Here is a 23456-nt window from a genome sequence, read left to right on the forward strand (position 1 = left end):
ACCTCCGTCACACGCCGTGGCCACCACCACCGCGGACGGAGCGGCGCGGGTGCCCCCTCGGACGCAGGGCGCCCGCGCCGTCCGCGACGGAACCACCCTCGACGTCGGCACGCCGGTACGGCTCGCGGACGGCCGCGCCGTACCCGTCGTACCGCCCGAGGCCCGGGAACGGGCGGTACGGTCCCGGCGTACCGCCCCGCGTTCCGCCGCGCCGGCGTCGGCGAGGGTTCGGCGTGTGCCCAGGACCGGCTGACGCACCCGCCGCTCGTGGAGGCCGTGACGTCCGGAGGCCGTGACGTCCGAGACCGGTCGTGCTGATGTCCGGTGGGATACGACCGGTCGTGCTGACGTCCGGAGGCCGTGACGTCCGAGACCGGTCGTGCTGACGTCCGGTGGGGTACGACCGGTCGTCCTGACGTCCGGTCGTATCCGTCGGTGGCCCCTGGCTTCCGGCTTCCCGTGTCCGGCGCTCGGCGCCCGGCTACCCGTATCCCGTATCCCGCTTCGGCGGTCCGGGCCCGCACCCGTCCGGGCGCACACCTGTCCGATCCGGTCCCACCGTCGTCGCGCCGGTCAGCGGACCGGGCGAGGAGGACCCTGGGAGCCGTCCCGCCGGTCGACCTCGGCGATCACCCGGTCCAGGAGGGCGACCAGCACGTCCCGGCTGGAGGCCCGTTCCCGCGCGTCGCACAGCAGCACGGGCACGTGCTCCGGGAGCGCCAGCGCGTCCCGGATGTCGTCCGGCGCGTACGGGTGCCGTCCGTGGAAGCCGTTCACGCCGACGACGAACGGGATGCCCCGCCGCTCGAAGAAGTCGACGGCGGCGAAACTCGACTCGGGCCTGCGGACGTCGATCAGCACCACCGCGCCCAGCGCGCCGACGGCCAGGTCGTTCCACATGAACCAGAACCGCTGCTGCCCGGGCGTGCCGAAGAGATAGAGCACCAGTTCGTCGCTGATCGTGATCCGGCCGAAGTCCAGGGCCACGGTGGTGGCACGTTTCTGCTCGATGCCGTCGAGATCGTCGATGCCCAGGCCCGCGGCGGTCAGCGACTCCTCGGTGCGCAGTGGGGCGATCTCACTGACCGACCCGACCATGGTGGTCTTCCCGACGCCGAAGCCCCCGGCGATCAGGATCTTGACGGTGTCGGGTGCCACCGGGGCGGCGGTGTCAGAGCCGGCCAAGACCGTCCCTCACTTTCTGCAGCAGGTCCATGTCCGGGGTGCGGAGCGAGACGGGATGCGGCGGGCGGGCGGTGATCAGACCGGCCTCCAGCAGATCGCAGAGCATGATGACGATGACGCTCACCGGCAGGTCCAGCAGCGCCGCGAGCTCCGCCACGGCCACCGGCCGCGCACACCGGCGCAGGATCCGGGTCTGTTCGGGCTGTGGCCGTGGAGCCCGTTCCGGGGGCGGATCCACCGTGGTCACCGTCGTGATGAGGGTGAAGTCGGCGCGGCTGGGCCGGGTCCGTCCGCCGGTCAGCGCGAAGGGCCGCACCAGCCGCCCCGCCGCGTCGCTTCCGCTCACCTCACTCGCCTGGGGCGGCCGGGGTGGGGCCCACGTGCGCCCGCGGCGCCGCGCTGAGGTGCTCGCCGATCTTCTTCACCAGCATGTTCATCTGGTACGCCACCACGCCGACGTCCGCACCCGGCCCCGTCAGGACGACCAGGTGGGCGCCGGGTCCGGCGGAGGTCAGGATCAGGAAGCTGTTGGCCATCTCGATCAGCGCCTGCCGCACCGGGCCGCCGCGGAAGTCCATGCTGACGCCCTTGCTGAGGCTCATCAGCCCGGAGGCGGTCGCGGCCAGCCGCTCCGCGTCGTCGCGCACGAACCCGACGGACCGGCTGACGACCAGCCCGTCCTCGGAGAGCACCACGGCGTGGTTCACGTCGGCGACCCGGTCCACGAGACCGGTGAGCAACTGGTCCAGCTGGGTGTCCGTGGCGGGGGTGGGGCGTGTCATGGCGGTGTCCTTCATGAGCGGTCGGTGTGGGCGGTCGGGATGACGGCGGGGGCGGCGCGGGGGACCGGCGGGGCCGGGTCCTTCCCGTCGTGGGGCGCGGGCCGGTCCGGGTCGCGGTCCGGCGCGTCCTTGTCCGGTGCCGACGTGTCGTTGTCCGGTGCCGGTTCCTCTTTCTCCGGTGCCTGCTCCTCACTCTCGGAGGGGGGCTCCTCCTTCTCCGGGGGCGACTCGTCCTCGTCCCGGGCTCTGCGCGTTCCGGCCTGGAAGCAGGCGAGCGAGGAGGCGGCGTGCTCCGCGGTGAAGTCCTCGGCGTCGGCCTCCTCGGCCGGCGTGGCCTCCTCACGGAGTTCGGCGACCAGGCTGGTCTGCGGAACCCGGCGGGGCAGCGCCGTGAGCCCGTCGTAGAGGACTGTCGGAGTGGGAGTGGGAGTGGGAGTGGGAGTGGGCACGGAGGCGGCGGTGGGGCGGGGGGCGGCGAGGGCGCGGACGGCGCGTGAGAGCGCCGAGTCCTGCCTGGCGTCCGGGTCCGCGACGGCGGCCGGGGCATTCGTGCTGTCCGGGGCCGTGAGGGTGACGGCGGCCGGGGCGTTCGTGCTGTCCGGGTCCGCGGCGGTGACGGCGGCCGGTTCCGGCAGGGATCCCTGGGCCTTCCCGGGCGGCGGCTCCGGTGCCGTCGCCCGCTCCGCGGCCGCGTCCGCGTCGGAAGCCGCCGGCACCACGATGTCGTGCGGGAGCAGCACGATCGCGGTGGTGCCGCCGTACGGCGAGGGGCGCAGGGTGACGACGATGCCGTGCCGTTTGGCGAGCCGGGAGATCACGAACATCCCGAGGCGCAGGTCGTCGGCGAGTGCCACCACGTCGAACTGCGGCGGCTCGGCCAGCTGGGCGTTGAGCGAGGCGTAGTCCTCCTCGGACATGCCGAGACCCCGGTCCTCGATCTCCACGGCCAGCCCCTTCGCCACCATCGCGGCCCGCACTCCGACGGGGCTGGGCGCGGGGGAGTACGCGGTGGCGTTGTCGATGAGTTCGGCCAGCAGATGGATCACGTCGGCCACCGCGGGCGGGGCCAGGCAGACCTCCTCGTCGGTGTGCACCTCCACCCGCCGGTACTCGGCGACCTCGCCGATCGCGCTGCGCAGGATGTCGGCCAGGGCGACCGGTTCGGTCCAGCTGCGCCGCGGCTGCTCGCCGCTGATGATCACGAGGTTCTCCTCGTACCGGCGCAACTGGCTCGCTGTGGAGTCCAGTTCGTACAGGCCCTTGAGGACGTCCGGGTCCTGGTGCTCGCGCTCCAGCGCGTCGAGCTGGCTCAGCTGGAGGTTGACCAGGTTCTGGCTCTGCCGGGCGATCCCCAGGATCACCTTCTGGAAGCCGCGCCGGGTGTCGGCGAGTTCCACGGTGGTCACCACCGCCGTGCGCTGTGCGGTGTTGAACGCCTGTGCCACCTGGCCGAGTTCGTCCGAGCCGTAGTCCAGCGGGGGCGCCGCCAGGTCCACGTCCACGGTCTCGCCCCGCTCCAACCGGCGTACCACGTCGGGCAGTCGTTCCTCGGCCAGGCCGAGCGTGGCCTCCTTCAGGCCGCGCAGCCGCCGGGACAGGGAGCGGGTGATCCGCCAGGACATGCCCACGCACAGCAGCAGCGCGACCAGTCCGCCGGCGCTCAGCGAGGCGGCCGTCAGCAGCAGCCCGTCGGCCTTCTCGGCGCTCCGGCTGAGCAGCCCGGACGTCTGCCGCTGGATCAGGTCGCCGTACTGGTCGGAGACCTTCCGCAGCGCGGCGGTCCACTGGGTGCGCAGGTCGGGCAGGGCGACACGGCGGGCGTTGTCGGACGGCCGGGTCGCGAGCACCTGGTCCTCGATGGCCTCCAGGGTCTGCCACTCGGCGCTGCTCAGGATGCGCTCGGTCTGGGTCTTCGCGCTGCCGCGCAGCGAGGGGACGATCTGGTCCTGGACGATCCAGCGGCGCGTGCTGACCAGTTGGCCGAACTCGGCCCAGGCCTTCTCGTCGAGGTACCCGGACGGCCAGGCGAGCGTGAGCCGCGCGTCCTCCTGGGAGACCAGTTCGGCCGCGTGCTCCAGTGCCACCAGCGGACCTGCCTGCGAGGTGAGGTCGCCGTCGTCGACCTGGGAGAGCTCCTGGAAGGCGTGGACCTGGTCGTCGATGATCGAGGTGTACTGGTCCAGCGCCTGCTCGGCGGTGATGTCGGTGGGGTCGTCCACCTGACCGCGGTAGTACTCCAGGCTGCCCACCGACCCGACGACCGAGTACAGCTGCTCCGCTATCCGGGCGGGGGCCCGCTGGATCGCGTCGGACCGGCCGACGAGCTTCCCGACCGCCGCGTCCGTCTCCCGCCGGGCCTGGTCCAGGGCGGCCCGCGAGCCGGGGTGCGCGGCCAGCCAGGCGGCCGACAGTCCGCGTTCCCGCTGTAGCGCGAGCGTGGCCTCGGTGCCCATCGCGCCGGTGGACCGGCTCAGCTCCGTCTGCGACCGCAGCCGCAGGCCCTCCGAGAAGATCTGCGTGGTCGTGACACCCCACAGGGCGGCGAGGGTGACGCTCGGGACCAGCGCGAGAAGGATGAGGGAAAGACGTATGGAACCGAGGCGGCGCCGGGCACCTGTCCGTCGAGACATGGTCGTCCTTGGGCGATCAGCGGGGAAGCGAGGGCGAGGAGCGGGGTGAGGAGCGGGGCGAGAAGTGGGATGAGAGGGGGCGGTGGGGAGCGGGCGGGGGAGCGGAGGCCGCGGTCCGGCGGCGGTCCGCCGGAAGACGCGTACGGCCACCGTGCCCCGCCGTGATCCGGTCGCCGTGCCCCGCCGGGATGCGCCCACGGTATTCCACGGGAGCGGGTCAGCGTGTTCCGGCGGCGGCGAACCGCTCGACCGAGGCGACGTTCGCCTTGGTGACGAAGGCGGGCCCGGTGAGGACGGGAGCGACTCCGCCGCCGCTGAGGTTGCCGTTGGTCTCGTACAGCCAGAGCGCGTCCACGGCGAGGTAGCCCTGGAGGTACGGCTGCTGGTCCACCGCGAACTGCACCTGCCCGTCCCGCACGGCGTCGACCAGGTCCTTGTCGAGATCGAAGGTGGCCACCCGCGCCGTGCTCCCGGCCGCCCGCACCGACCCGACCGCGGTGAGCGCGAACTGCGCGCCCATCGTGACGACTTCGTCGATGGTGGAGTCCTGCCGCAGCCGGGCCGTGACGGCGGCGTCCACCGCGTCCATGTCCGTGCCCTCGACATAGAGCATGTCGGTCCGGCCGGTGAACGTCTTCTTCACCCCGGCGCAGCGTGCTTCGAGGGCGACATTGCCCCGCTCGTGGATGACACACAGGGCGTGTTCGGCCTTCATGCCGTCCAGCTTGTCGCCGACGGCCCGGCCCGCGAGACTCTCGTCCTGGCCGAAGTACTCCAGCAGCCCCTGGGAACGCCACGCGGCGATTCCGGAGTTGAGGCCGACCACGGGGATCCCTGCCGCCTTCGCCTCGGCGACCGGCGTCCTCATCGCCTGTGGCTTGGCCAGGGTCACCGCGATGCCGTCGACCTTGTCCCGGATCGCGTCCCGCACCAGCTGCGCCTGCCGCGCCGGGTCGGAGTCGTTCGCGTACGTCAGCTCGATGCCGTCCTTGGCGGCCGCCGTCCGGGCGCCCTTCTGCACCAGGTCCCAGAAGGCGTCCCCCTTGCCGCCGTGGGTGATCAGGGCGACCCTGATCCGGCCGCTGTCCGCACCGCCCACCGCGTCCGTGCCCGCGGCGAGCCCGGCGTCGCCCGATCCGGCTCCGGAGCAGCCGGCGAGGAGCAGGCAGAGTGCGGCCGCCAGGGCGGCGGTGCGGGGGAATCCCGGGGAGGCCTGAGGTGGGGGAGGAGTGTTCATGGAGGGTGCACCTCGCTGTGCGGCCGAGCAAGAGGAACGCGAAAGCCCGGCCGCGGCGCTGGTACGCGCCGGCCGGTCCAACCTTCACTGGCCTGGAGCCAACCGCGTGTGACCGCCGGTAGTCAAGTGATCGGCCGCTCGCGGTGAGTTGTCGGTGCCGCATCGTGATGATCTTTGCGTCCCCGAGACATACCGTCCTTGTCGTGACTCGCGCACGGCTCCAGCGCACGGCCGGGGCCCGGCCTCCGTCCGACCTCTCCGCCCGACCTCCGCCGAGCGCGCACCGCGCCGCGCAGGGGCCCGCCCGACGCGATCACCGGGCGGGCCCCTACGGCGAGCGGCCGGGGGTCAGGCGGGCTCCACGGCGTGCCGCTGACCGGCCTGCTCCTGAGCCGGCTGCTCGATGACGGGTGCGTCCACGACAGGCTTCTCCAGGCTCGTCCGCTGGTGTCCCGTCCCCTCGCGTCCCGTCCCCTCGTGTCCCGCTCCCAGTCCGGTCCCCGCCGATTCCCGCGCCGCCTTCCGGCGCCGGCGTCGGCTCACGCGCGGTTCCTGGTCCGGCAGCCAACCGAAGGCGAGGCAGCTGCCGACCGTCCCCAGCAGGAGGCCGACGAAGAAGCCGCCCAGGTTCGAGGTGAGCCAGGTGCCCAGGGACAGCAGGATGCCGGTGATCGAGTAGAAGAGCCGCTGAACGGGGTTGAAGACGATCAGCAGCCCGAGCAGGAACATCAGGGCCGGCAGGAGATATCCGGCCAGGCCCTGCATGCCGATGTGCAGGATGACCTTGAGCGACGCCTTCTGGGTGAGCAGGATCTCCGCCCCGCCCAGGGCGAGCAGCAGCCCGCCCCAGAACGGACGGCCGGCCCGCCAGCGCCGGAAGGCGGACCACTGATCCGGCCGGCCCGGCATCAGCAGCCCTTGTCGCTGAAGCCGAGCTTCAGGCCGGGCAGCTTGAACACCCCTGCGGTGGTCGCGTAGTTGGTCTGCCGCAGATTGGCGATCCGCACGGTGTCGGCCTGCTGGCTGAACACGCCGATCGGGCCCTTCACCCCGGCCTTGGTGAGGGTGCTGGCGTCGTTGCCGATCTCGATGTTGGTGAAGGCGGCGTCGCCGGACAGCTCGGTCGAGTCGGTGGTCAGATCGCTCGCCTGGACCGGCTGGGCCCCGCTGCCCGCGGTGATGAGCAGGTTGGTGCCGCCGAGGTCGACGCTCTGGCACAGCTTGGTGAGCGTCGCGTTCTTGATGGCGGAGGTGACGACCAGTACCTGGCCGCCGGTGTCGCCCGCGTTGGGGCTGCCCTCGGCCATGTTGTCGAGGCCGCCGAACTGCTCGAACCCGGTGCCCTTGAGCTCGGTGGCGGTGACCGTGAACGGCATGCCGGAGATGGCGAACTGCACACCCAGCGCTCCCTCGGCCGTCAGGATCGCGAGCCCCGCGGCGACCACGGCGGCCGGCACCGCCATGATCGCGGCCCGCCGCGCCCTGACCCGCCCGCGTCTCATGGAGCTGCCGGGGACTTCGGGCACTGATGGTACGGAACCGCTTTCCGCGTGCTCAGCGGTGTTCTCAGGAATGTTGCCGGCGGACGAGCTGACGTCCGAGGACGAGGCCATGTTCTGCTCCCATGGGCATAGTCAATGCGATTGGGCTTCAGGTTCAGTGGCGCGTTGTCCTGGCGCGGACAGCGAACCGACGCGCTCCTTCCCTCACAACTCCCGGCGATCGCAAGGGCTTTCCTGGTTACGCGTCAGTAGCCGACGAGGAAGTTACCGGTGGTTACATTCGAGGGTCAAGCATGTTGTGGGAAAAGGGTGTCGGTTGTGTGCCACCTGTGCCCCGACTGCTCCCCGGGTGACAAAAAGACCCCGTAGACGACACCAACTCCCGTGCAAGTCCTTGACGTTGGCTGACAGTCAGGTCTACAACTCTCCCTGGTTCCCCAGGATCCGTGGCGCCGGATCCAGCCGCTTCCCGGACGTTCTGTCCAGTACGGGCATGTCACTGCCCGAGTGCGACCCCCACGGCACCCGCACGGTCACCTCTCCTGGAGGCCGCGCCGGGCAGCCTCTCCGGCCGGCCCGGCCTGAGGCCCTCCCCCATTGGGTCTCCGGCCGGTCACCGTCCGGCTGTCGCCGCCGGTCCGTCACGTACGGAGAAGGCGTCACGGGCCGGCGACGGCACACCCCGGACCGCGCCCCACCTTTCCCAGGAAGCCGAACACCCCACTCCCGGTCATCCGGACCCCCACCCCAGAAGGCGCACTCCGCCCCGGAAGCCGGCCCCCCCACGCCAGGAGGCGCGCTCCCGCCCCCGGGAGCCGAGCCCCCATCCCCGGAAAATCCGACCCCACCCCCCAAAGCCGCACCCGCGCCCCTGGAAGCCGCACCCGCACCGCGGACCCCGGCCCCACGCGGACACCGGCCCCCCACCCCCAGAAAGAGGCACCCGCATGCGTACTCGATCCCTCCTCGCCCTCACCGGAGCCGTCGCCGCGCTCACCCTCACGGCGGCCGTCCCCGCGTCGGCGGCCGAGACCCCGGTCCTCACCACCGGCGGTCTCGGCGGTACGCCCGTCGCCGTGGGCGACGTCCTCACCGCGCCGCTCGCCACCGGCACCACCGCCACCCTCTACTCCAGCGCGACCGGCACCAGCGGCATCTCCTGCACGTCCTCGCAGTTCACCGCCACCGTCACCGACAACCCGGCGGCGCCCGGCACCGCCACCGAGTCGGTCACCGCCCACACCTTCGCCGGCAGCAGTTGCAGCGCCAACGTCATCGGCGTGCTCGGTGTCACCAGCATCACGGTCAACAACCTGCCGTACGCGACCTCCGTGAACTCCGACGGCACCCTCACGGTCACCCCCGCGAGCGGCTCCGCCATCCAGACCACGGTCGTGCTGCGCACCCTGCTCGGCAGCATCAACTGCGTCTACCAGACGCCCAGCCTGATCGGAAAGGCCGACAACGCCGACAACAGCATCGCCTTCACCAACCAGCAGTTCACCAAGACGTCCGGCTCCTCGCTGTGCTTCGCCAACGGCTACTTCACCGCGAAGTACGCCCCGGTGACGGCCGACGGCGCGCTGGTCTACGTCAACTAGTGCCGTGGCAGGCGACGTCGGCTCCGTCGCGACACCCGGCACGCACTCTCGCACCGGACGCCGCTCCCTGAGGGCAGACGTCGCCCGCCGAGGCGCCGACGTGGCGCGGCGCGTGATCCACGGCGGGTGACCCCGGCGCGCCGGGCGTTCAGCGCCGACGCATCCGCAACGCCAGAGCGGCGCCCCCGGTGAGCAGCAGCACCGCGGCGGCGCCGCTCGCCAGCGTCGGGGCGGAGGAGCGGGGGTCCGCGTCGCCGGCCGAGGCCACCGGAGTGCTCCCGGGTGCGGTGCCGGCCTCGGCGGAGCGGTCGGCGGCGGGCGACCGGCTCGCCTGCGCGGCGCGCTCCCCGGCCGGCGAGGCACCGGCGCTCGCGCGCTCCCCGACGCCGGCCGCCGTGGCCGGCACCGAGGCCTCGGCTCCCGAGCCCGCCGACCCGGTACCCGCGGCTCCCCTCCCGTCCGCCCCGGTCCCGTCCGACCCCGACCCGTCCGCCCCGGTCCCGTCCGACCCCGACCCGTCCGCCCCGGACTCCTGCGTCCCCGCGCTCTTCGCCGCCGGGAACACCACGTCCGAGCACGAGTAGTAGGTGTCCGGCGTGCCGCTGTTCTGCCAGATCGTGTACAGCACGTGCCGTCCCGTCCGGTCGGACGGCAGGGTCGCCGCGAACCGGTACGCCCCGTCCGTGAGCGCCGGGTCCTTCACCTGCGCGAAGGGCTTGTCCGGCAGGTCGGACCACGTCAGCGGCTTCGCGGGGTCGTAGCCGGGCTCGGTGAGATAGAGCCGGAACGTGCCGGTGTGCGGGATCGTCGAGACGTACCGCATGGACAGCGTGGCGCCCGGGGACAGGCGGGTGGACGGCCAGTCGGGGCGGGCGAGGTCGAGGCCGCGGTAGGCGGGCAGCCCTCCGCTGCACAGCTTCCCGTCGGGGACGGTCTGCCGGTCCCGTCCGTTCACGTTCGCCACGCGCAGGTTGTCCCAGGCGGTGAAGGGCGACCCGTTCGCGGTGACGGCGGCCCGGCAGGCGGCGGTGCCGGTGGCGCCGCCGTCGGGGGAGCAGCCGTGGACCCGGCTGACCGGATCCGTCGGGGCGCCGTGTGCCACGGCGGGCGCCGCCGCCCACATCCCCAGCAGCAGGGAGCCGGAGACGGAGACCGCCAGGGCGGTGGTGCGGTGTGCGGTGGTCCGGGACATCCGGGACGTCTCCTCGGCCGGGGCGGAACGGTCTGGCTACCACGTGGGCGTCCGCGGGGTGCGCGGACCGCTGCCGTCCAGTACGGGAAACCTGCCGGGCGCGTTCACGGGGAGCCCAACCACCGCAAATCGAACGGTTCCCGCTCAACTGGCCAGTGTCGAGGGTGGGTTTCCGGCCGGATCGAGGGTTTCCCCTGTATCCCGATGACCTGCCCTTTGCCTATCGTTCGACCACAGCTGACCCACAGGTAACCCCGGACGGGTCGCACCCCGCGTCAGGCCGGCCACCGCGTGCTCCTCGACATCCCCACGGTGCCACTCGCACCGTCGTCACTCGCACCGCTGTCACCCTGCGGTGCCGCCCCCTGCACCGCTGCTCTCCACAGCGCACACCCCCCCGCCGCTTCAGCGCCGAAGCGAATCGACCACCGCTCCGTGCTGCCCGGAGTACGGCCACGAAAGGCAAGCCCTTGCGCACCTTCCCCACCTCCGGACGGAAGTTGATATCCGTCGCCGCGGTCTCCGCGGCCCTGCTGACGGCCGCCACCGCCTCGGTCGCCGTCGCCCAGGAACCCGCCTCCCAGGCCCCGTCCCTCCCGGCCGCGTTCACCGAGGCCGCGCCCGGCACCCCGGCCGAGCGTCTCATCGTCGGCTACAAGTCCGGCGCCGCCGAGGCCGGATCGAACACGGCCGCCGAGGCCGACGCCAAGGCCAAGGGCAAGGAGACCGGCGAGGACGTCGACTTCCAGCGCCGCCTCGGCACCGGCGCCGCCCTCGTCGACCTCGGCGCGCGGCCCAGCGCCGCCGACGTGGCCGACGTGATCGCCGAGTTCAGGGCCGACCCGCAGGTCGCCTATGTCGTGCCGGACCGCCTGAACACCGCGAAGGCCGACCCGAACGACACCGAGTACGCCAAGCAGTGGGACCTGTTCGAGGCCACGGCCGGCATGAACGTGCCCGGCGCCTGGAACACCACCACCGGCACCGGCGTCACCGTCGCCGTCATCGACACCGGCTACGTGACCCACTCCGACCTCGCCGCGAACATCGTCGGCGGCTACGACTTCATCGCCGACACCGCCGTCGCGGTGGACGGCAACGGCCGCGACAGCAACCCGGCCGACCCGGGCGACTACTACGCCGCCAACGAGTGCGGTTCCGGCATCCCCGCGAGCACCTCCTCCTGGCACGGCACCCACGTCGCCGGCACCATCGCCGCGGTCACCAACAACAGCAAGGGTGTCGCGGGTATCGCCTACGGCGCGAAGATCTCCCCGGTGCGCGTGCTCGGCAAGTGCGGCGGCTACGACTCCGACATCATCGACGCGATCACCTGGGCGTCCGGCGGCACCGTCTCCGGCGTGCCCGCCAACTCCAACGTGGCCAAGGTCATCAACATGAGCCTCGGCGGCGACGGGGCCTGCACCTCGGCGACCCAGAGTGCCATCAACGCCGCCGTCGGCCGCGGCACGACCGTCGTCGTGGCGGCGGGCAACGAGAACGACAACGTGGCCAACCACTCGCCCGGCAACTGCAACAACGTCATCTCGGTGGCCGCGACCAGCCGCACCGGCGCCAAGGCCTCGTACTCCAACTACGGCTCCCTCGTGGACATCTCGGCGCCCGGCGGCCAGACCAGCACCGGCACCGCCAACGGCATCCTGTCCACCCTCAACTCCGGTACGAGCACGCCGTCCACGGAGTCGTACGCCTACTACCAGGGCACCAGCATGGCCACCCCGCACATCGCGGGCCTGGTCGCGCTGATGAAGTCGGCCAACTCCGCGCTGACCCCGGCGCAGATCGAGACCGCCGTCAAGAACAACGCCCGCGCCCTGCCCGGCGCCTGCTCCGGCGGCTGCGGTGCGGGTCTGGCGGATGCGGCGAAGACGGTGACGGCCGTGAGCGGTGGTACGTCCACCGGGACGACCTTCGCCAGCACCAGCGCCGTCACGATCCCGGACAACGGCGCCGCCGTCGAGTCCTCCCTCGTCGTGAGCGGCCGCACCGGCAGCGCTCCCTCCGCCCTCCCGGTCGGCGTCGACATCACCCACACCTACCGCGGCGACCTGGTCATCGACCTGGTGGCCCCGGACGGTACGGCCTACCGCCTGAAGGCCGCGAGCTCCTCGGACTCCGCGGACAACGTCACCACCACCTACACCGTCAACGCGTCCTCCGAGACGGCCAACGGCACCTGGAAGCTGCGCGTCCAGGACACGGCCGCCCAGGACACCGGCCGGATCAACGGCTGGAAGCTGACGTTCTGAGCGACGCCCCGTGATCGGGCGGGCCGGCCGGTGCGGATGGGCACCGGCCGGCCCGCCGTCGTGTCAGGCGCGGAAAGCGGACAGGTGCCCGGCGGCCCAGTCCCGGTAGGACCGCGCGGGCCGGCCCAGCAGCTCGGCGACCGTCGGGTCCACCTGCGCCTTGGTCCCCTCCAGCCCTCGCGCGACGCTCTCCGCCAGGGCCCGCGCCACCGGAGCCGGATACCGCTCCAGCATGCCCCGCAGCACCTGCTCCCTCGCCAACTCAACAAATTTCAAAGGGCGTTGGAGCAGGCCGCTGAGAATCTCCGTCTGCCGGACCGGACTCACCGCCTCGGGTCCGGTGAGCGCGTACTCCCGCCCCGCGTGCTCCTCGATGTCGGTCAGCGCGCGTACCGCCACCTCCGCGATGTCCCGCGGATCGACCGCGGCGGTCTCCGTGTCGCCGTGCGGAGCGCGCACCACGCCCTCCTCACGGACCGAACGGGCCCAGCGCAGGGTGTTCGACATGAAGGCCCGCGGCCGCAGCAGGGTCCAGGTCGGACCCGAGGCCCGCAGCAGCCGCTCGTTCTCCCGCTGCCACTCGGTGACCAGGTCCGTGGCGTCGGGCTCGGTCACCGACAGGGTCGTCACCTTCACCACGTGCCGGACCCCCGCCGCGCGGGCGGCCGCCAGGAAGTTCTCGTCATGGGCGTGCGTGAGCGGATCCGCCGTGACCAGCAGGGCGGACCGCACACCGGTCAGCGCCCGCCGCAGGCCGACGGGGTCCTCGAAGTCCCCGCCCACCACCTCGGCGTGCGCTCCCGCGAGGCCGGCGGCGCGTCCCGGGTCCCGGGTCAGCAGCCGCACCGGCTCGGTGCCGGGCAGCCGCCGGGCCGTCAGTGAGCCGACCGTCCCCGTTGCCCCGGTCAGCAGGATCACGACACCGCGGCGTCGAGCGACGCGAGGACCCGGACACCGCGGTCGGCCTTGCTGTCGAGGGCGAGCAGCAGCCCCGGCACCGCGATGCTCGGCAGGACATGGGCCCACAGGACGGACAACCGGTGCCCGAGATCCCCCCGGTCGGTCAGCGCCCGGGACATCAGCTGGATGCCGGTGAACGAGCCCACCAGCAGCTCCACTGTCTCCCGGGTGTCCACCGTGGGCAGCAACTCGCCCTGCGCCCGCGCCTGTTCCAGCAGCGAGGTCAACCGGTCCGCCCACTGCCGGAACGGCTCGCCGTGATCGATGCCGGACGGCGAGGCCTGGTCCACCGCCAGCCGCACGCTGCCCCGCAACAGGGCGTTGCTCAGCAGCCGGTGACCGACGACGAAGGTCATGTCGATCACCTCCTGCAACTTGGAGGGCTGCGGGGGGACCTTGCCGAACGGCACCTGCTCGTCGAGCACCGCCTGCGCGAGGGACTCCTTGGACGGGAAGTGGAAGTACAGGGCGCCCTTGGTGACGTCGGCCCGCTCCAGCACCATGGCGATGGTGGTCGAGGTGTAGCCGTGCTCGTCGAAGATCGCGCCGGCCGCTTCCAGGATCGCCCTGCGCGTCCTGATGGCGCGCTCCTGTTGTGCCATGAGAGCCCCTCCGCTGCGCCGCGTTGCCCTGATCCGTCGTGGTGTGCCGCGGTGTCCCCGATCATAAGGCGCGCGCGAATGGTCTCATTGAAAACAGACCGGGTGCCTCATACCCTGACGCTCACCGGAGCGGACGTCCCACTGTCTGCGCATGGCCTTCCGGGGGACCGTAGGGAGAGACATGCCTCAACCGCGGCAGCGCGCCGAGTCCCTGTCCATGACCGCGACCGTTCCGCGTCAGCTGGTCCACCGCGCGGCGGTCGCGGAGACCCTCCTCACCGGCTGGCGGCGGACCGCGCCAGACCGGTTCTCCGTCACGGCGCAGTGGCCGCGCACGCACGGTTTACACGTGTCGGCGGACCGGTCCGCGTACGACCCCCTGCTCGTGGTGGAGACGGTGCGGCAGAGCGGGATGCTGATCGCGCACACCGAGTACCAGGTGCCGCTGGACCACCACTTCGTGCTCCAGGAGTTCGAGGTCCGCACACTTCCCCAGCACTTGGCCGTGGGAGCGGTCCCCGCGGAGCTGACCGTCGACGTCGTCTTCGTGGACGTCCAGTACCGGGGCCGCCGGCCGGTGGGGGCCCGGTACACCGCGGAGGTCCTGCGCGACGGGGATCGCGTGGCGACCACGCGCGTGGCGTTCACCTGCACCAGTGAGCCCGTCTACCGCCGGCTGCGGGGCGGCCGTACGGCCGCCACCGCGGTGCCGCTGCCGTTGCCGCCTCCGCTTCCCGCCGTCACCGTCGGCCGGGCCCTGCCCGCGGACGTCGTCCTGGCCCCGTCCGGGCGGCCGGACCTCTGGCGCCTGCGAGTAGATACCGCACACCCCGTTTTTTTCGACCATCCGCTCGACCACGTCCCGGGCACGCTGCTGCTGGAGGCGGCCCGCCAGGCCGTACGGGCGCGGACCGCCGGGACGCGCTCTCCGGCGTCCTTCCGCATCGCCTTCTATCGCTATGCGGAACTGGATGAACCCGCCTGGATAGCCGCTGCGGACGGGGACGGCGCCGACGTCCAAGTCGTGGGCACACAGGGAGAATCGACGGTCTTCACCTGCACGGTGGGTACTGCGGCCGGGTGAGGTATCGTGGACGGCCAGGCCAGAAACAAACGGCATGCCCCGTTCTTTCCCGCAGGAGTGTCCGTTCATGCCGAGGCAGTTACGCGCCGAGCAGACCCGTTTGACGATCATCGTGGCCGCCGCCGAACTGTTCGACCGGCACGGTTACGAGTCGACCAGCCTGAGCGACATCGTCGAGCACGCCCAAGTCACCAAGGGCGCCCTCTACTTCCACTTCGCCGCGAAGGAGGATCTGGCCCACGCGATCATGGAACTGCAGTCCCGTGCGTCGCGCCGGCTGGCGAGCGACGCGGACGGCCGGGGCTCCTCCTCGCTCGAGGCCTTGATGCGCGTCACCTTCGGCATAGCCCGGCTGTCCGTCGACGACCCGATTCCCCGGGCCGGCCTCCGCCTGGCCACCGGGGGAGTGGAGGTACGCCCGCCGCTGCGGCACCCCTTCACGGAGTGGCTGGACCTCGCCACCCGCAAACTCCTCGGCGCCGTCAAGGAGTCCGACCTCCACCCGGACACGGACGTCGACGCCGTCGCCCACTCCCTCGTCTGCTTCTTCGTCGGCACCCGGGTGGTGAGCCGCTCCCTGGAACCGGTCACCCGGCAGCCGCGCAGACTGGCCGAGATGTGGCATGTGCTGATCCGCGGCATCGTCCCGGTGCCCCGGCGAGCGCGGTACCTGACCCTGGTCACGCAATTGGAGCGGGAGATCAGGACGGGATGACGCGACCGCGCCGGGCCCGGCCGGTGACGTGCGCGCGACCGGTGTGACGCCCGCGCCGACGTCCGCGGCCCGCGCGATAGCGTGACGCGCATGCCCGACACCCCGCCACCCGCGTCCGGCCCGTCCGCGCCCGTGATCGTCGGTGACGACCCCGGCTCGTTCCCGCACAGCGTGCTCGCCGAGCGGCACCCCGCGATCATCCGGCAGGTCCGCGAGGCCTTCCCCTACGGCCCCGAGCAGCACCACGCCCTGGACGCACTGCTCGCGAGCTGCACCAAGGGTGTGATCGAACCGCTCCCGGCCGACGCCCACGACCTGGACCGCTGGGCGGCCTGGGGCATGGGAGAGTACACCGGCCGCTCCTGGTTCGACGTGCCGTGGCTGTGGTCGGAGAGCCACTTCTACCGCCGGCTCCTCGACGCCGTCGGCTACTTCGGCCCCGGCCCCTGGCAGGGCATCGACCCCTTCCGCCCCTTCAAGCTCGCCGAACTCGACTCACGGGAGACGGACGAGGAACTGGCCGCGCTCGACGACCTCGCCGGTCGCCCGGCGGACGAACAGGCCGTGGCACTGCTGCACGGCTCCCTCTGGGGCAACCGCGCCGACCTCGGCTTCCGCCTCTCCGACGCCGACGCCGAGGACCGGGCCGCCGTCCCGGGCCTGGTCGCCGACCACAGCGACACCCTGTGGACACTGCTCCGGGGCACGGGCACGCTCTGCCTGATCGCCGACAACGCCGGCCGTGAACTCATCCCGGACCTGCTGCTCATCGACCACCTCCTCGCGCACCGGCGCGTGGAGCGCGTGGTCCTGCACGTCAAGCCGCACCCGTACTTCGTCTCCGACGCCACCACCGCCGACGTGGTCGACGCGCTGCGCCGGCTGACGAACGCGCCGGGCGAGGCCGCCGGGTACGGCCGCCGCCTGTGGTCCGCGACGGCCGACGGGCGGCTCACCGTCCGCGCGCACCCGTTCTCCTGCGCCCCGCTGCCGTACGCGGACCTGCCCGGGGACCTGCGCGGAGAACTCGCCCAGGCCGTCCTGACCGTGGTCAAGGGCGATCTCAACTACCGCCGCCTGGTGGGCGACCGCCGATGGTCACCCACCACCCCCTTCGCCGAGGTCACCGCCCACTTCCCCGGCCCGGTCGCCGCCCTGCGCACGCTGAAGTCCGAGGTGATCACCGGCCTGGACGCGGACACGGAGGCCGCGCTGGTCGCCGCGGAGGGGCAGGCCTGGCGCACCAGCGGCACGCATGCGCTGATCCAGGTCAGGCCCTGAGCCACGTCGTCACCCGCTCCCCGGCCCGCGGCCCGGAGCCGCTCCGGCTCCCCGGCCGACGGAACCCCGTCGCCGCCCCGCGCCGCCCCGCGCCGCCCCGCGCCGCCCCGCGCCGCCCCGCGCCGCCCCGCGCCGCCCCGCGCCGGCCGGAGTCCGCCGCCCCGCGCGGGTCGGACAGGCGGTGCGCGCCCCCGCCACGCGCCGACTGGTCCGGCCCGGTCCGGCGCGCACGCCATACCGGGCGTCCACCGTTCCCGGCTTCACTCCCGATTCACGCGATGGTGTGATCATGTCCTGGCCCACGGATGGTGTCCGAGGGCCCTGGGTAAGGCCCGGCCATGACGCAGCAGCCCTTCGAACTCCCGCACTTCTACATGCCGTATCCCGCGCGGCTGAACCCGCACGTCGACGAGGCCCGCACCCACTCCACCGCCTGGGCGCGCGAGATGGGCATGCTGGAGGGTTCCGGGATCTGGGAGCAGGCCGACCTCGACGCCCACGACTACGGCCTGCTCTGCGCCTACACCCATCCCGACTGCGACGGCCCGGCCCTCTCCCTCATCACCGACTGGTACGTGTGGGTCTTCTTCTTCGACGACCACTTCCTGGAGACCTTCAAGCGCACCCAGGACCGGGCCGGCGGCAAGGCCTACCTGGACCGGCTGCCGCTGTTCATGCCGATGGACCCGGCGACGCCGGTGCCCGAGCCGCGAAACCCGGTCGAGGCGGGCCTCGCCGACCTGTGGACGCGCACGGTGCCGTCGATGTCCGCCGACTGGCGCCGCCGCTTCGCCGTCGCCACGGAGCACCTGCTCAACGAGTCCCTGTGGGAACTGTCCAACATCAACGAGGGGCGGATCGCCAACCCGGTCGAGTACATCGAGATGCGCCGCAAGGTGGGCGGCGCCCCCTGGTCGGCGGGGCTCGTCGAGTACGCGACGGCCGAAGTGCCCGAGTCCGTCGCCGGGTCGAGGCCGCTGAGGGTCCTGATGGAGACGTTCTCCGACGGCGTCCACCTGCGCAACGACCTGTTCTCCTACCAGCGCGAGGTCGAGGACGAGGGAGAGCTGAGCAACGGCGTGCTCGTCCTGGAGACCTTCTTCGGCTGCACCACCCAGGAGGCCGCAGACACCGTCAACGACGTCCTCACCTCCCGGCTCCACCAGTTCGAGCACACCGCGGTCACCGAAGTGCCCGCCCTGGCCGTGGAGAAGGGGCTCAGCCCGGCCGAGGTGGCCGCGGTCGCCCAGTACACGCGGGGCTTGCAGGACTGGCAGTCCGGCGGCCACGAATGGCACATGCGCTCCAGCCGCTACATGAACGCGCGATCCCGTCCCACCAAGCCCTGGCAGGGGCTGACCGGCCCCGGCACCTCCGCAGCGGACGTCGGCGCGCTGCTCGCCTCGGCCGGCGCGGAGCGCCTGCGCGCGTACACGCACGTGCCCTTCCAGAAGGTCGGCCCCTCCCTGCTGCCCGACTTCGCCATGCCCTTCCAGCTCCGGCTCAGCCCGCATCTCGACGGCGCCCGCGGCCGGCTCACCGACTGGGTGCGCCGCATGGGCATCCTCCACGAGGGCGTCTGGGACGAGGACAAACTCGCCGCGTACGACCTGCCGCTGTGCGCCGCGGGGATCGACCCGGACGCGACGCCCGAGGCCCTGGACCTCAGTTCCAGCTGGCTCGCCTGGGGCACGTACGGCGACGACTACTACCCGCTCGTCTTCGGTCACCGCCGCGACCTGGCCGCCGCCCGGCTCACCACGCAGCGCCTGTCGGACTGCATGTCCGTCGACGGCGAGGCGGCCCCCGTCCCGCTCAACGCCATGGAGCGCGGACTCCTCGACCTGTGGACGCGGACGACGGCCGCGATGACCCCCGGGCAACGGCGCGGCCTGAAGGACGCGGTGAACGTGATGACCGAGAGCTGGGTCTGGGAGGTGTCCAACCAGATCCAGAACCGTGTCCCCGACCCCGTCGACTACCTGGAGATGCGCCGCGCCACCTTCGGCTCCGACCTCACCATGAGCCTGTGCCGGATGGGCCACGGCCCGGCCGTCCCGCCGGAGGTCTACCGCACCGGACCGGTCCGCTCCCTGGAGAACGCCGCCGTCGACTACGCGTGCCTCCTGAACGACGTCTTCTCCTACCAGAAGGAGATCGAGTACGAGGGTGAGATCCACAACGCGATCCTCGTCGTGCGGCACTTCTTCGGCATCGACTACCCGACCGCGCTGGGTGTCGTCCATGACCTCATGACCCAGCGGATGCAGCAGTTCCAGCACGTCGCCACACATGAGCTGCCCATCGTGTACGACGACTTCCAGCTCTCCGCCGAGGCGCGGGAGGTCATGCGGGGCTATGTGGCCGACCTGGAGAACTGGATGGCGGGCATCCTGAACTGGCATCGCGAGGTCGACCGCTACAAGGCCGACTGGCTGGCCGGCCGCGCCCACGGCTTCCTTCCGGACCGCCCGCCGGCGGTGCCGGTCGGCTGAACCCCGGGGCCTCGGGACGTCCTCCGTCATGTCACTGAGCGCGCCGACCGCCCCGTGACAGGACGTCCCGACCGACCGCCCCCGGCCGAGCGCTCCGACCCGCTCGGGGACGTGCGCGGGGCGCGGGGCGCGGGCCGCGGGGTCCGGGTGACCGGCCTCGACGCGGCGGCGGGCGGCACCCGCACGCCATCGCGTACGGCCCGACGAGCACCGTCCCGTCGGCGCCCGACGAGTTCGGCCGCAAGGACGCCCACCGGGTGCCCGGAAACCAGGTGCTGTGCGTCATGGGCGTACGGCCGTTCATGTGCCACTGCCGCTGCGACTTCCTGAAGCGTGATGACATGGGCATGATGCTCTTCGTCTCCTGCGTCCGAGGCGCTGAAGTCCGACCACGGCGGAGGGCGCGGCGGCCATCTGGAGGGTCGTGGAGGTCGCGGCGGTCGAGGCGTTCCGGGGAGGGGACCGAACGCCTATGACTTCCCGTCCCCGACCGCCGGTCAGTCTCACTCGTTCGTGGCTCGTCGTGCGCCGTCGCCCCGGGTAGATCATCACCCGGAGGCGATCCATGGAACAGACTGCACTGCGTCCCAAGCCGATGCCCGGTCGGGAACCGGGCGGCACCACGTCCGGGCCCGCCCGGCGCCCGCATGCCGCGCGACGGCGGGGCCGACGGCTGCGGGCCCTGGTGTTCGCCCTGCTCGCGGGGACGGTCCTGGTCCTGTCCGGGATCGGCCTCGGCACGGTCGGCGCCACGGTGATCGGCATGAGCAAACTCGCCGAACTGCAACGGCAGGCGGGGCGAGCGGGCGAGGCGGGACAGGCCGCCTCCGGGATGCGGGGAGACGCGTCCGCCTCGGTACGTCCGGGGCCTTCCGCGCCCTCCTCGAAGACATGGCGGCCCGCGTCGGCGTCCGGCGGTGCGACACTCGGCCTGGAGGCCGTCGACGCCGAGAAGGTGGGCGCTCTGGTCATCGGCGTCCACGTCCCGGGCCCGGGTTACTCGGCCGGCCTGGTCCGGGGTGACGTGCTCCTCACGTTCGGCCGCAGCCGCGTCGACTCGGCCGCCGATCTCGCGCGCGCCGTCCGGGAGGCCCGCCCCGGCAAGGAGGTGACGCTGACCGTGCGGCACCGGACCGGCGGCTACCAGCAGTTGACGGTGAGGCCGGGCGTCGTCACCTGACCTCCGGGCCGGGCCTCGTCACATGACCCCGTCCGACTGACTGGCCTGCCGCCTGCCGCCTGCCGCCTGCCGACGGGTGGCGACGGGTGCCTCCCGGTCCCCACCTGCCCGTCCTTCCATGGCGGCGGTGACGTCCGCGTCCCCCGGCCCGACGGCCGGCGGGCGTCCGACGAACGCGGTGACGGCGGGCGTGGTGCCGCCACGGCGTGGCGACGGTGGGCGTATCCGCGTGACCGGTTCAGTCCGGCGACCCCGGACCACCGTGCCGGCAGCGCACCCCGGTCAGGCAGCGCGCACCCCCCGGCGGGCGGCTCCCACCGCCGGTCGTGGCGGGTGCCTCCGGCCGACGGCACCTCAGGGGGTGAAGCGGGACGAACGTGAGGGTTCAGGCAGGCGCGACGGCTGTCCGTCCCCAGGCGTGAGAGGCGACCGGTCGCGGAGACGCGACAACCGGCTCGCGCGGCCCCCGCTGTCCGGGCAGGATGCTCCCCGTAGCCCCTTCCCCCCCCGTCCTGGAGGCCCGGATGACCGGCAGCACGGCCGCGCTCTTCACCACAGACGACTACCGGGCCCGTATGGAGCGCGCCGCGCGGACGGCCGCCGACGCGGGACTCGCCGGGCTCCTGGTGGCTCCGGGCCCGGACCTGGTGTGGCTCACCGGCTACGCGCCCACCGCCGTCACCGAACGGCTCACGCTGCTGGTCCTGGCCCCCGGGCAGGACCCCGTCCTCGTCGTCCCCACCCTGGAGGCCCCGGACGCCGCGAAGGCACCCGGCGCCCCCGCGCTGACCCTGCGCGACTGGACCGACGGCAAGGACCCCTACGCCGCCACCGCCGCGCTGCTCGACGCGAGCGGCCGGTTCGGCGTCAGCGACAACGCCTGGGCCATGCACCTGCTGGCACTGCAGAGGGCGTTGCCCGGCACCTCGTACGCCTCCCTCACCGAAGCTCTGCCGATGCTGCGTGCCGTCAAGGACGCGGCGGAACTGGAGCTGCTGTCAGCCGCGGGAGCGGCCGCGGACGCGACCTTCGAGGAGATCCGTAACGTTCCCTTCGCGGGCCGCCGGGAGTCCGACATCGCCTCGGACCTCGATCGCCTGCTGCGAGAACACGGGCACGAGCAGGTCGACTTCACCATCGTCGCCTCCGGGCCCAACGGCGCCGACCCGCACCACGAGGCAGATGACCGCGTCGTCGAACGCGGCGACATGGTGGTCCTGGACTTCGGCGGCCTCAAGGGCGGCTACGGCTCCGACACCTCCCGCACGGTCCACGTCGGCGCACCGACCGACGAGGAGCGCCGGGTGCACGACCTCGTGCGCGCGGCCCAGGAGGCGGGCTTCCGGGCCGTACGGCCCGGCGTGGCCTGCCAGGAGGTCGACCGGGCCGCCCGCGCGGTCATCGCCGACGCCGGGTACGGCGACCGCTTCATCCACCGCACCGGCCACGGCATCGGCGTCACCACGCACGAGCCGCCGTACATGATCGAGGGCGAGGAACAGCTTCTCGTGCCCGGCATGTGCTTCTCCGTGGAACCCGGCGTCTATCTGCCCGGCCGTTTCGGGGTACGCATCGAGGACATCGTCACCGTCACGGAGGACGGCGGCCGTCGGCTCAACACGACGAGCCGGGAGATGGTCATAGTGGACTGACGAACAGCAGGAGCCCCCCGTCCCCGACTGACAAAACGGCGCGACCATGACCCAGGCACCGACACCCACCGCGGACACCGTCCGCCGACTGGTCCGTTCCCTGCTCAAGGACGGCGGGCCCGGCGCGGACGACTCCGCCGGGCCGGAGGTCCGGCCTGCCACCGAGGGTGACGCGCCCGCCACCTGGTGGGTCGGCGCCCGCCATGTGCTGCGCCTCGCCCCCGACCGGGAGGCCACCGTCCGACAGCGCCGCGAACTGCGTCTGCGGGACCTCGTGCGCCCGCATCTGCCGGTCGCGGTGCCGACCAGCGTGGCGCACGGCGAATGGTCCCCCGGGCTGGCCTACACCCTCGACACCCGGGTGCCCGGCGGCTCGGCGGAGGAGCACGACGTGTCCGCCGTCGGCGAGGCCGACCTGGCCGGACTCCTCACCGGCCTGCGCGAGGTGCCCGCCCGGCAGGCCGAGACCCTCGGCGTGCCACGTACCGCGCCGCGCTCCCTGGAGGCCCTGCGCCGGGAGGCCGGGCGGGCCGCGGAACGCCTGGTCGCGGCCGACGAGTTCGATCCCGTACGCCTGCACCAGCTCGCGCCGACGGCCGCCGTCCAGCTCGCCGCCCAGTCCGGCACCGCCGTCCTCGTCCACCACGGCCTCAGCGCCGAACACCTCGTGGTCAGCGCCGACGGCCGGGTGCGCGGCGTGCTCGACTGGGCCGACGCGGCCGTCGGGGACCCCGCGGAGGACATCGCCGGCCTCGCGCTGGCCGTCGGCTCCCCGGCCGCCGTCCGCGCCGCCACCCTCGCCGGTTACGGCGCCCGCCCCTGTCTGCGCGGTCTCTGGCTCGCCCGCTGCGACACGGTCGTGCGTCTCGCGGCCCGCCTCGACGGCCGTGACGGCAGCCATCTGCCGCTGCTCCGGACGCACCTGCGACGCGCCTGGGAGACGATCCTGCTGGAACGGGTCACGGAGCTGCGCGACGAGGACCCGGACGACGCGGCCCCCTGAGCGGGCGGACAAGAGCGGGCGGACAGGAGCGGGCGAGGGCGGACGAGTGCGGCCGGACACCGGCCCTCACCTGGCGTAAGCGCTT

The 23456-nt window shown here is 72.8% G+C and carries 19 protein-coding genes and 1 pseudogene; 10 read left to right on the plus strand and 10 right to left on the minus strand.

Annotated elements, in window-relative coordinates; all coding sequences use genetic code 11:
* Window positions 1-16 precede the first annotated feature (16 nt).
* The gene (locus QQS16_RS31020; protein ID WP_286065356.1) at window positions 17-253 is read left to right on the plus strand and encodes a hypothetical protein; all 237 of its coding nucleotides are present in this window, start codon (window positions 17-19) and stop codon (window positions 251-253) included.
* A gap of 320 nt (window positions 254-573) precedes the next feature.
* On the opposite strand, the gene QQS16_RS31025 is transcribed toward QQS16_RS31020, so the two are convergent.
* The 7 genes and pseudogenes from QQS16_RS31025 to QQS16_RS31055 form a co-directional block, all read right to left on the minus strand.
* On the minus strand, window positions 574-1185 hold the full coding sequence (locus QQS16_RS31025) for a GTP-binding protein (RefSeq protein WP_286065357.1): 612 nt from the start codon (window positions 1183-1185) through the stop codon (window positions 574-576).
* Complete coding sequence (locus tag QQS16_RS31030; protein ID WP_286065358.1) at window positions 1172-1531, minus strand: DUF742 domain-containing protein; 360 nt, start codon at window positions 1529-1531, stop codon at window positions 1172-1174. Before QQS16_RS31030 ends, QQS16_RS31025 begins: the two co-directional genes overlap by 14 nt.
* A 1-nt stretch (window position 1532) precedes the next feature.
* Window positions 1533-1967: a roadblock/LC7 domain-containing protein gene (locus QQS16_RS31035; protein WP_286065359.1), complete on the minus strand. Its 435-nt coding sequence runs from the start codon at window positions 1965-1967 to the stop codon at window positions 1533-1535.
* Window positions 1968-1978: 11 nt separating this feature from the next.
* Complete coding sequence (locus tag QQS16_RS31040) at window positions 1979-4597, minus strand: sensor histidine kinase (RefSeq protein ID WP_286065360.1); 2619 nt, start codon at window positions 4595-4597, stop codon at window positions 1979-1981.
* A 217-nt stretch (window positions 4598-4814) separates the two neighbouring features.
* The gene (locus tag QQS16_RS31045) at window positions 4815-5834 is read right to left on the minus strand and encodes a substrate-binding domain-containing protein (RefSeq protein WP_286065361.1); all 1020 of its coding nucleotides are present in this window, start codon (window positions 5832-5834) and stop codon (window positions 4815-4817) included.
* 501 nt (window positions 5835-6335) lie between these two features.
* A pseudogene (locus QQS16_RS31050) lies at window positions 6336-6743 on the minus strand (DUF6114 domain-containing protein); the annotation flags it as partial.
* Window positions 6743-7447, minus strand: a complete 705-nt coding sequence (locus QQS16_RS31055; protein ID WP_286065362.1) for a DUF6230 family protein — start codon at window positions 7445-7447, stop codon at window positions 6743-6745. The pseudogene QQS16_RS31050 and the gene QQS16_RS31055, both read right to left, overlap by 1 nt.
* 836 nt (window positions 7448-8283) lie before the next feature.
* On the opposite strand from QQS16_RS31055, the gene QQS16_RS31060 reads away from it, so the two are divergent.
* A complete protein-coding gene (locus QQS16_RS31060; protein WP_286065363.1) occupies window positions 8284-8937 on the plus strand; it encodes a Tat pathway signal sequence domain protein in 654 nt (217 codons plus the stop codon).
* 148 nt (window positions 8938-9085) lie between these two features.
* On the opposite strand, the gene QQS16_RS31065 is transcribed toward QQS16_RS31060, so the two are convergent.
* Window positions 9086-10129, minus strand: coding sequence for a lytic polysaccharide monooxygenase (locus tag QQS16_RS31065; RefSeq protein ID WP_286065364.1), 1044 nt, complete (start codon window positions 10127-10129; stop codon window positions 9086-9088).
* Window positions 10130-10599: 470 nt separating this feature from the next.
* On the opposite strand from QQS16_RS31065, the gene QQS16_RS31070 reads away from it, so the two are divergent.
* Complete coding sequence (locus QQS16_RS31070) at window positions 10600-12399, plus strand: S8 family peptidase (protein WP_286065365.1); 1800 nt, start codon at window positions 10600-10602, stop codon at window positions 12397-12399.
* Window positions 12400-12462: 63 nt separating this feature from the next.
* Here the strand turns inward: QQS16_RS31070 and QQS16_RS31075 are convergent, their stop codons facing one another.
* Together QQS16_RS31075 and QQS16_RS31080 are read right to left on the minus strand one after the other, a co-directional pair.
* Window positions 12463-13317, minus strand: a complete 855-nt coding sequence (locus QQS16_RS31075; RefSeq protein WP_286065366.1) for an SDR family oxidoreductase — start codon at window positions 13315-13317, stop codon at window positions 12463-12465.
* Entirely contained in the window at window positions 13314-13961 is a 648-nt protein-coding gene (locus QQS16_RS31080) for a ScbR family autoregulator-binding transcription factor (RefSeq protein WP_286065367.1), read from the minus strand. The genes QQS16_RS31075 and QQS16_RS31080 overlap by 4 nt, the downstream gene beginning before the upstream one ends.
* Before the next feature lie 181 nt (window positions 13962-14142).
* Between QQS16_RS31080 and QQS16_RS31085 the strand changes: the two genes are divergently transcribed.
* The 7 genes from QQS16_RS31085 to QQS16_RS31115 all read left to right on the plus strand — a co-directional run bounded on the left by QQS16_RS31085 (window position 14143) and on the right by QQS16_RS31115 (window position 23371).
* Window positions 14143-15045, plus strand: coding sequence for a ScbA/BarX family gamma-butyrolactone biosynthesis protein (locus QQS16_RS31085; RefSeq protein WP_286065368.1), 903 nt, complete (start codon window positions 14143-14145; stop codon window positions 15043-15045).
* Between the two features lie 67 nt (window positions 15046-15112).
* Entirely contained in the window at window positions 15113-15760 is a 648-nt protein-coding gene (locus QQS16_RS31090; protein WP_286065369.1) for a ScbR family autoregulator-binding transcription factor, read from the plus strand.
* A 90-nt stretch (window positions 15761-15850) separates the two neighbouring features.
* A complete protein-coding gene (locus tag QQS16_RS31095) occupies window positions 15851-17041 on the plus strand; it encodes a damage-control phosphatase ARMT1 family protein (protein ID WP_286065370.1) in 1191 nt (396 codons plus the stop codon).
* Window positions 17042-17379: 338 nt separating this feature from the next.
* Window positions 17380-19536, plus strand: a complete 2157-nt coding sequence (cyc2, locus tag QQS16_RS31100; RefSeq protein ID WP_286065371.1) for a germacradienol/geosmin synthase Cyc2 — start codon at window positions 17380-17382, stop codon at window positions 19534-19536.
* 565 nt (window positions 19537-20101) lie between these two features.
* Window positions 20102-20716, plus strand: coding sequence for a PDZ domain-containing protein (locus QQS16_RS31105; RefSeq protein ID WP_286065372.1), 615 nt, complete (start codon window positions 20102-20104; stop codon window positions 20714-20716).
* A gap of 524 nt (window positions 20717-21240) precedes the next feature.
* Window positions 21241-22368: an aminopeptidase P family protein gene (locus QQS16_RS31110; RefSeq protein WP_286065373.1), complete on the plus strand. Its 1128-nt coding sequence runs from the start codon at window positions 21241-21243 to the stop codon at window positions 22366-22368.
* A gap of 46 nt (window positions 22369-22414) precedes the next feature.
* Window positions 22415-23371, plus strand: coding sequence for an aminoglycoside phosphotransferase family protein (locus tag QQS16_RS31115; RefSeq protein WP_286065374.1), 957 nt, complete (start codon window positions 22415-22417; stop codon window positions 23369-23371).
* The last annotated feature ends 85 nt before the right edge of the window (window positions 23372-23456 follow it).

It is taken from the genome of Streptomyces sp. ALI-76-A, from assembly GCF_030287445.1.
Lineage (GTDB): Bacteria > Actinomycetota > Actinomycetes > Streptomycetales > Streptomycetaceae > Streptomyces.

What these genes read in the sequence shown, in the direction of transcription:
- QQS16_RS31090 (WP_286065369.1), top strand. Translation starts at nt 15,113, where the DNA reads ATGCCGAGGCAGTTACGCGCCGAGCAGACCCGTTTGACGATCATCGTG.
- QQS16_RS31105 (WP_286065372.1), top strand. Translation starts at nt 20,102, where the DNA reads ATGGAACAGACTGCACTGCGTCCCAAGCCGATGCCCGGTCGGGAACCG.
- QQS16_RS31055 (WP_286065362.1), bottom strand. Translation starts at nt 7,447, where the DNA reads ATGGCCTCGTCCTCGGACGTCAGCTCGTCCGCCGGCAACATTCCTGAG.
- QQS16_RS31040 (WP_286065360.1), bottom strand. Translation starts at nt 4,597, where the DNA reads ATGTCTCGACGGACAGGTGCCCGGCGCCGCCTCGGTTCCATACGTCTT.
- QQS16_RS31115 (WP_286065374.1), top strand. Translation starts at nt 22,415, where the DNA reads ATGACCCAGGCACCGACACCCACCGCGGACACCGTCCGCCGACTGGTC.
- QQS16_RS31110 (WP_286065373.1), top strand. Translation starts at nt 21,241, where the DNA reads ATGACCGGCAGCACGGCCGCGCTCTTCACCACAGACGACTACCGGGCC.
- QQS16_RS31065 (WP_286065364.1), bottom strand. Translation starts at nt 10,129, where the DNA reads ATGTCCCGGACCACCGCACACCGCACCACCGCCCTGGCGGTCTCCGTC.
- QQS16_RS31095 (WP_286065370.1), top strand. Translation starts at nt 15,851, where the DNA reads ATGCCCGACACCCCGCCACCCGCGTCCGGCCCGTCCGCGCCCGTGATC.
- QQS16_RS31045 (WP_286065361.1), bottom strand. Translation starts at nt 5,834, where the DNA reads ATGAACACTCCTCCCCCACCTCAGGCCTCCCCGGGATTCCCCCGCACC.
- cyc2 (WP_286065371.1), top strand. Translation starts at nt 17,380, where the DNA reads ATGACGCAGCAGCCCTTCGAACTCCCGCACTTCTACATGCCGTATCCC.
- QQS16_RS31035 (WP_286065359.1), bottom strand. Translation starts at nt 1,967, where the DNA reads ATGACACGCCCCACCCCCGCCACGGACACCCAGCTGGACCAGTTGCTC.
- QQS16_RS31060 (WP_286065363.1), top strand. Translation starts at nt 8,284, where the DNA reads ATGCGTACTCGATCCCTCCTCGCCCTCACCGGAGCCGTCGCCGCGCTC.
- QQS16_RS31080 (WP_286065367.1), bottom strand. Translation starts at nt 13,961, where the DNA reads ATGGCACAACAGGAGCGCGCCATCAGGACGCGCAGGGCGATCCTGGAA.
- QQS16_RS31085 (WP_286065368.1), top strand. Translation starts at nt 14,143, where the DNA reads ATGCCTCAACCGCGGCAGCGCGCCGAGTCCCTGTCCATGACCGCGACC.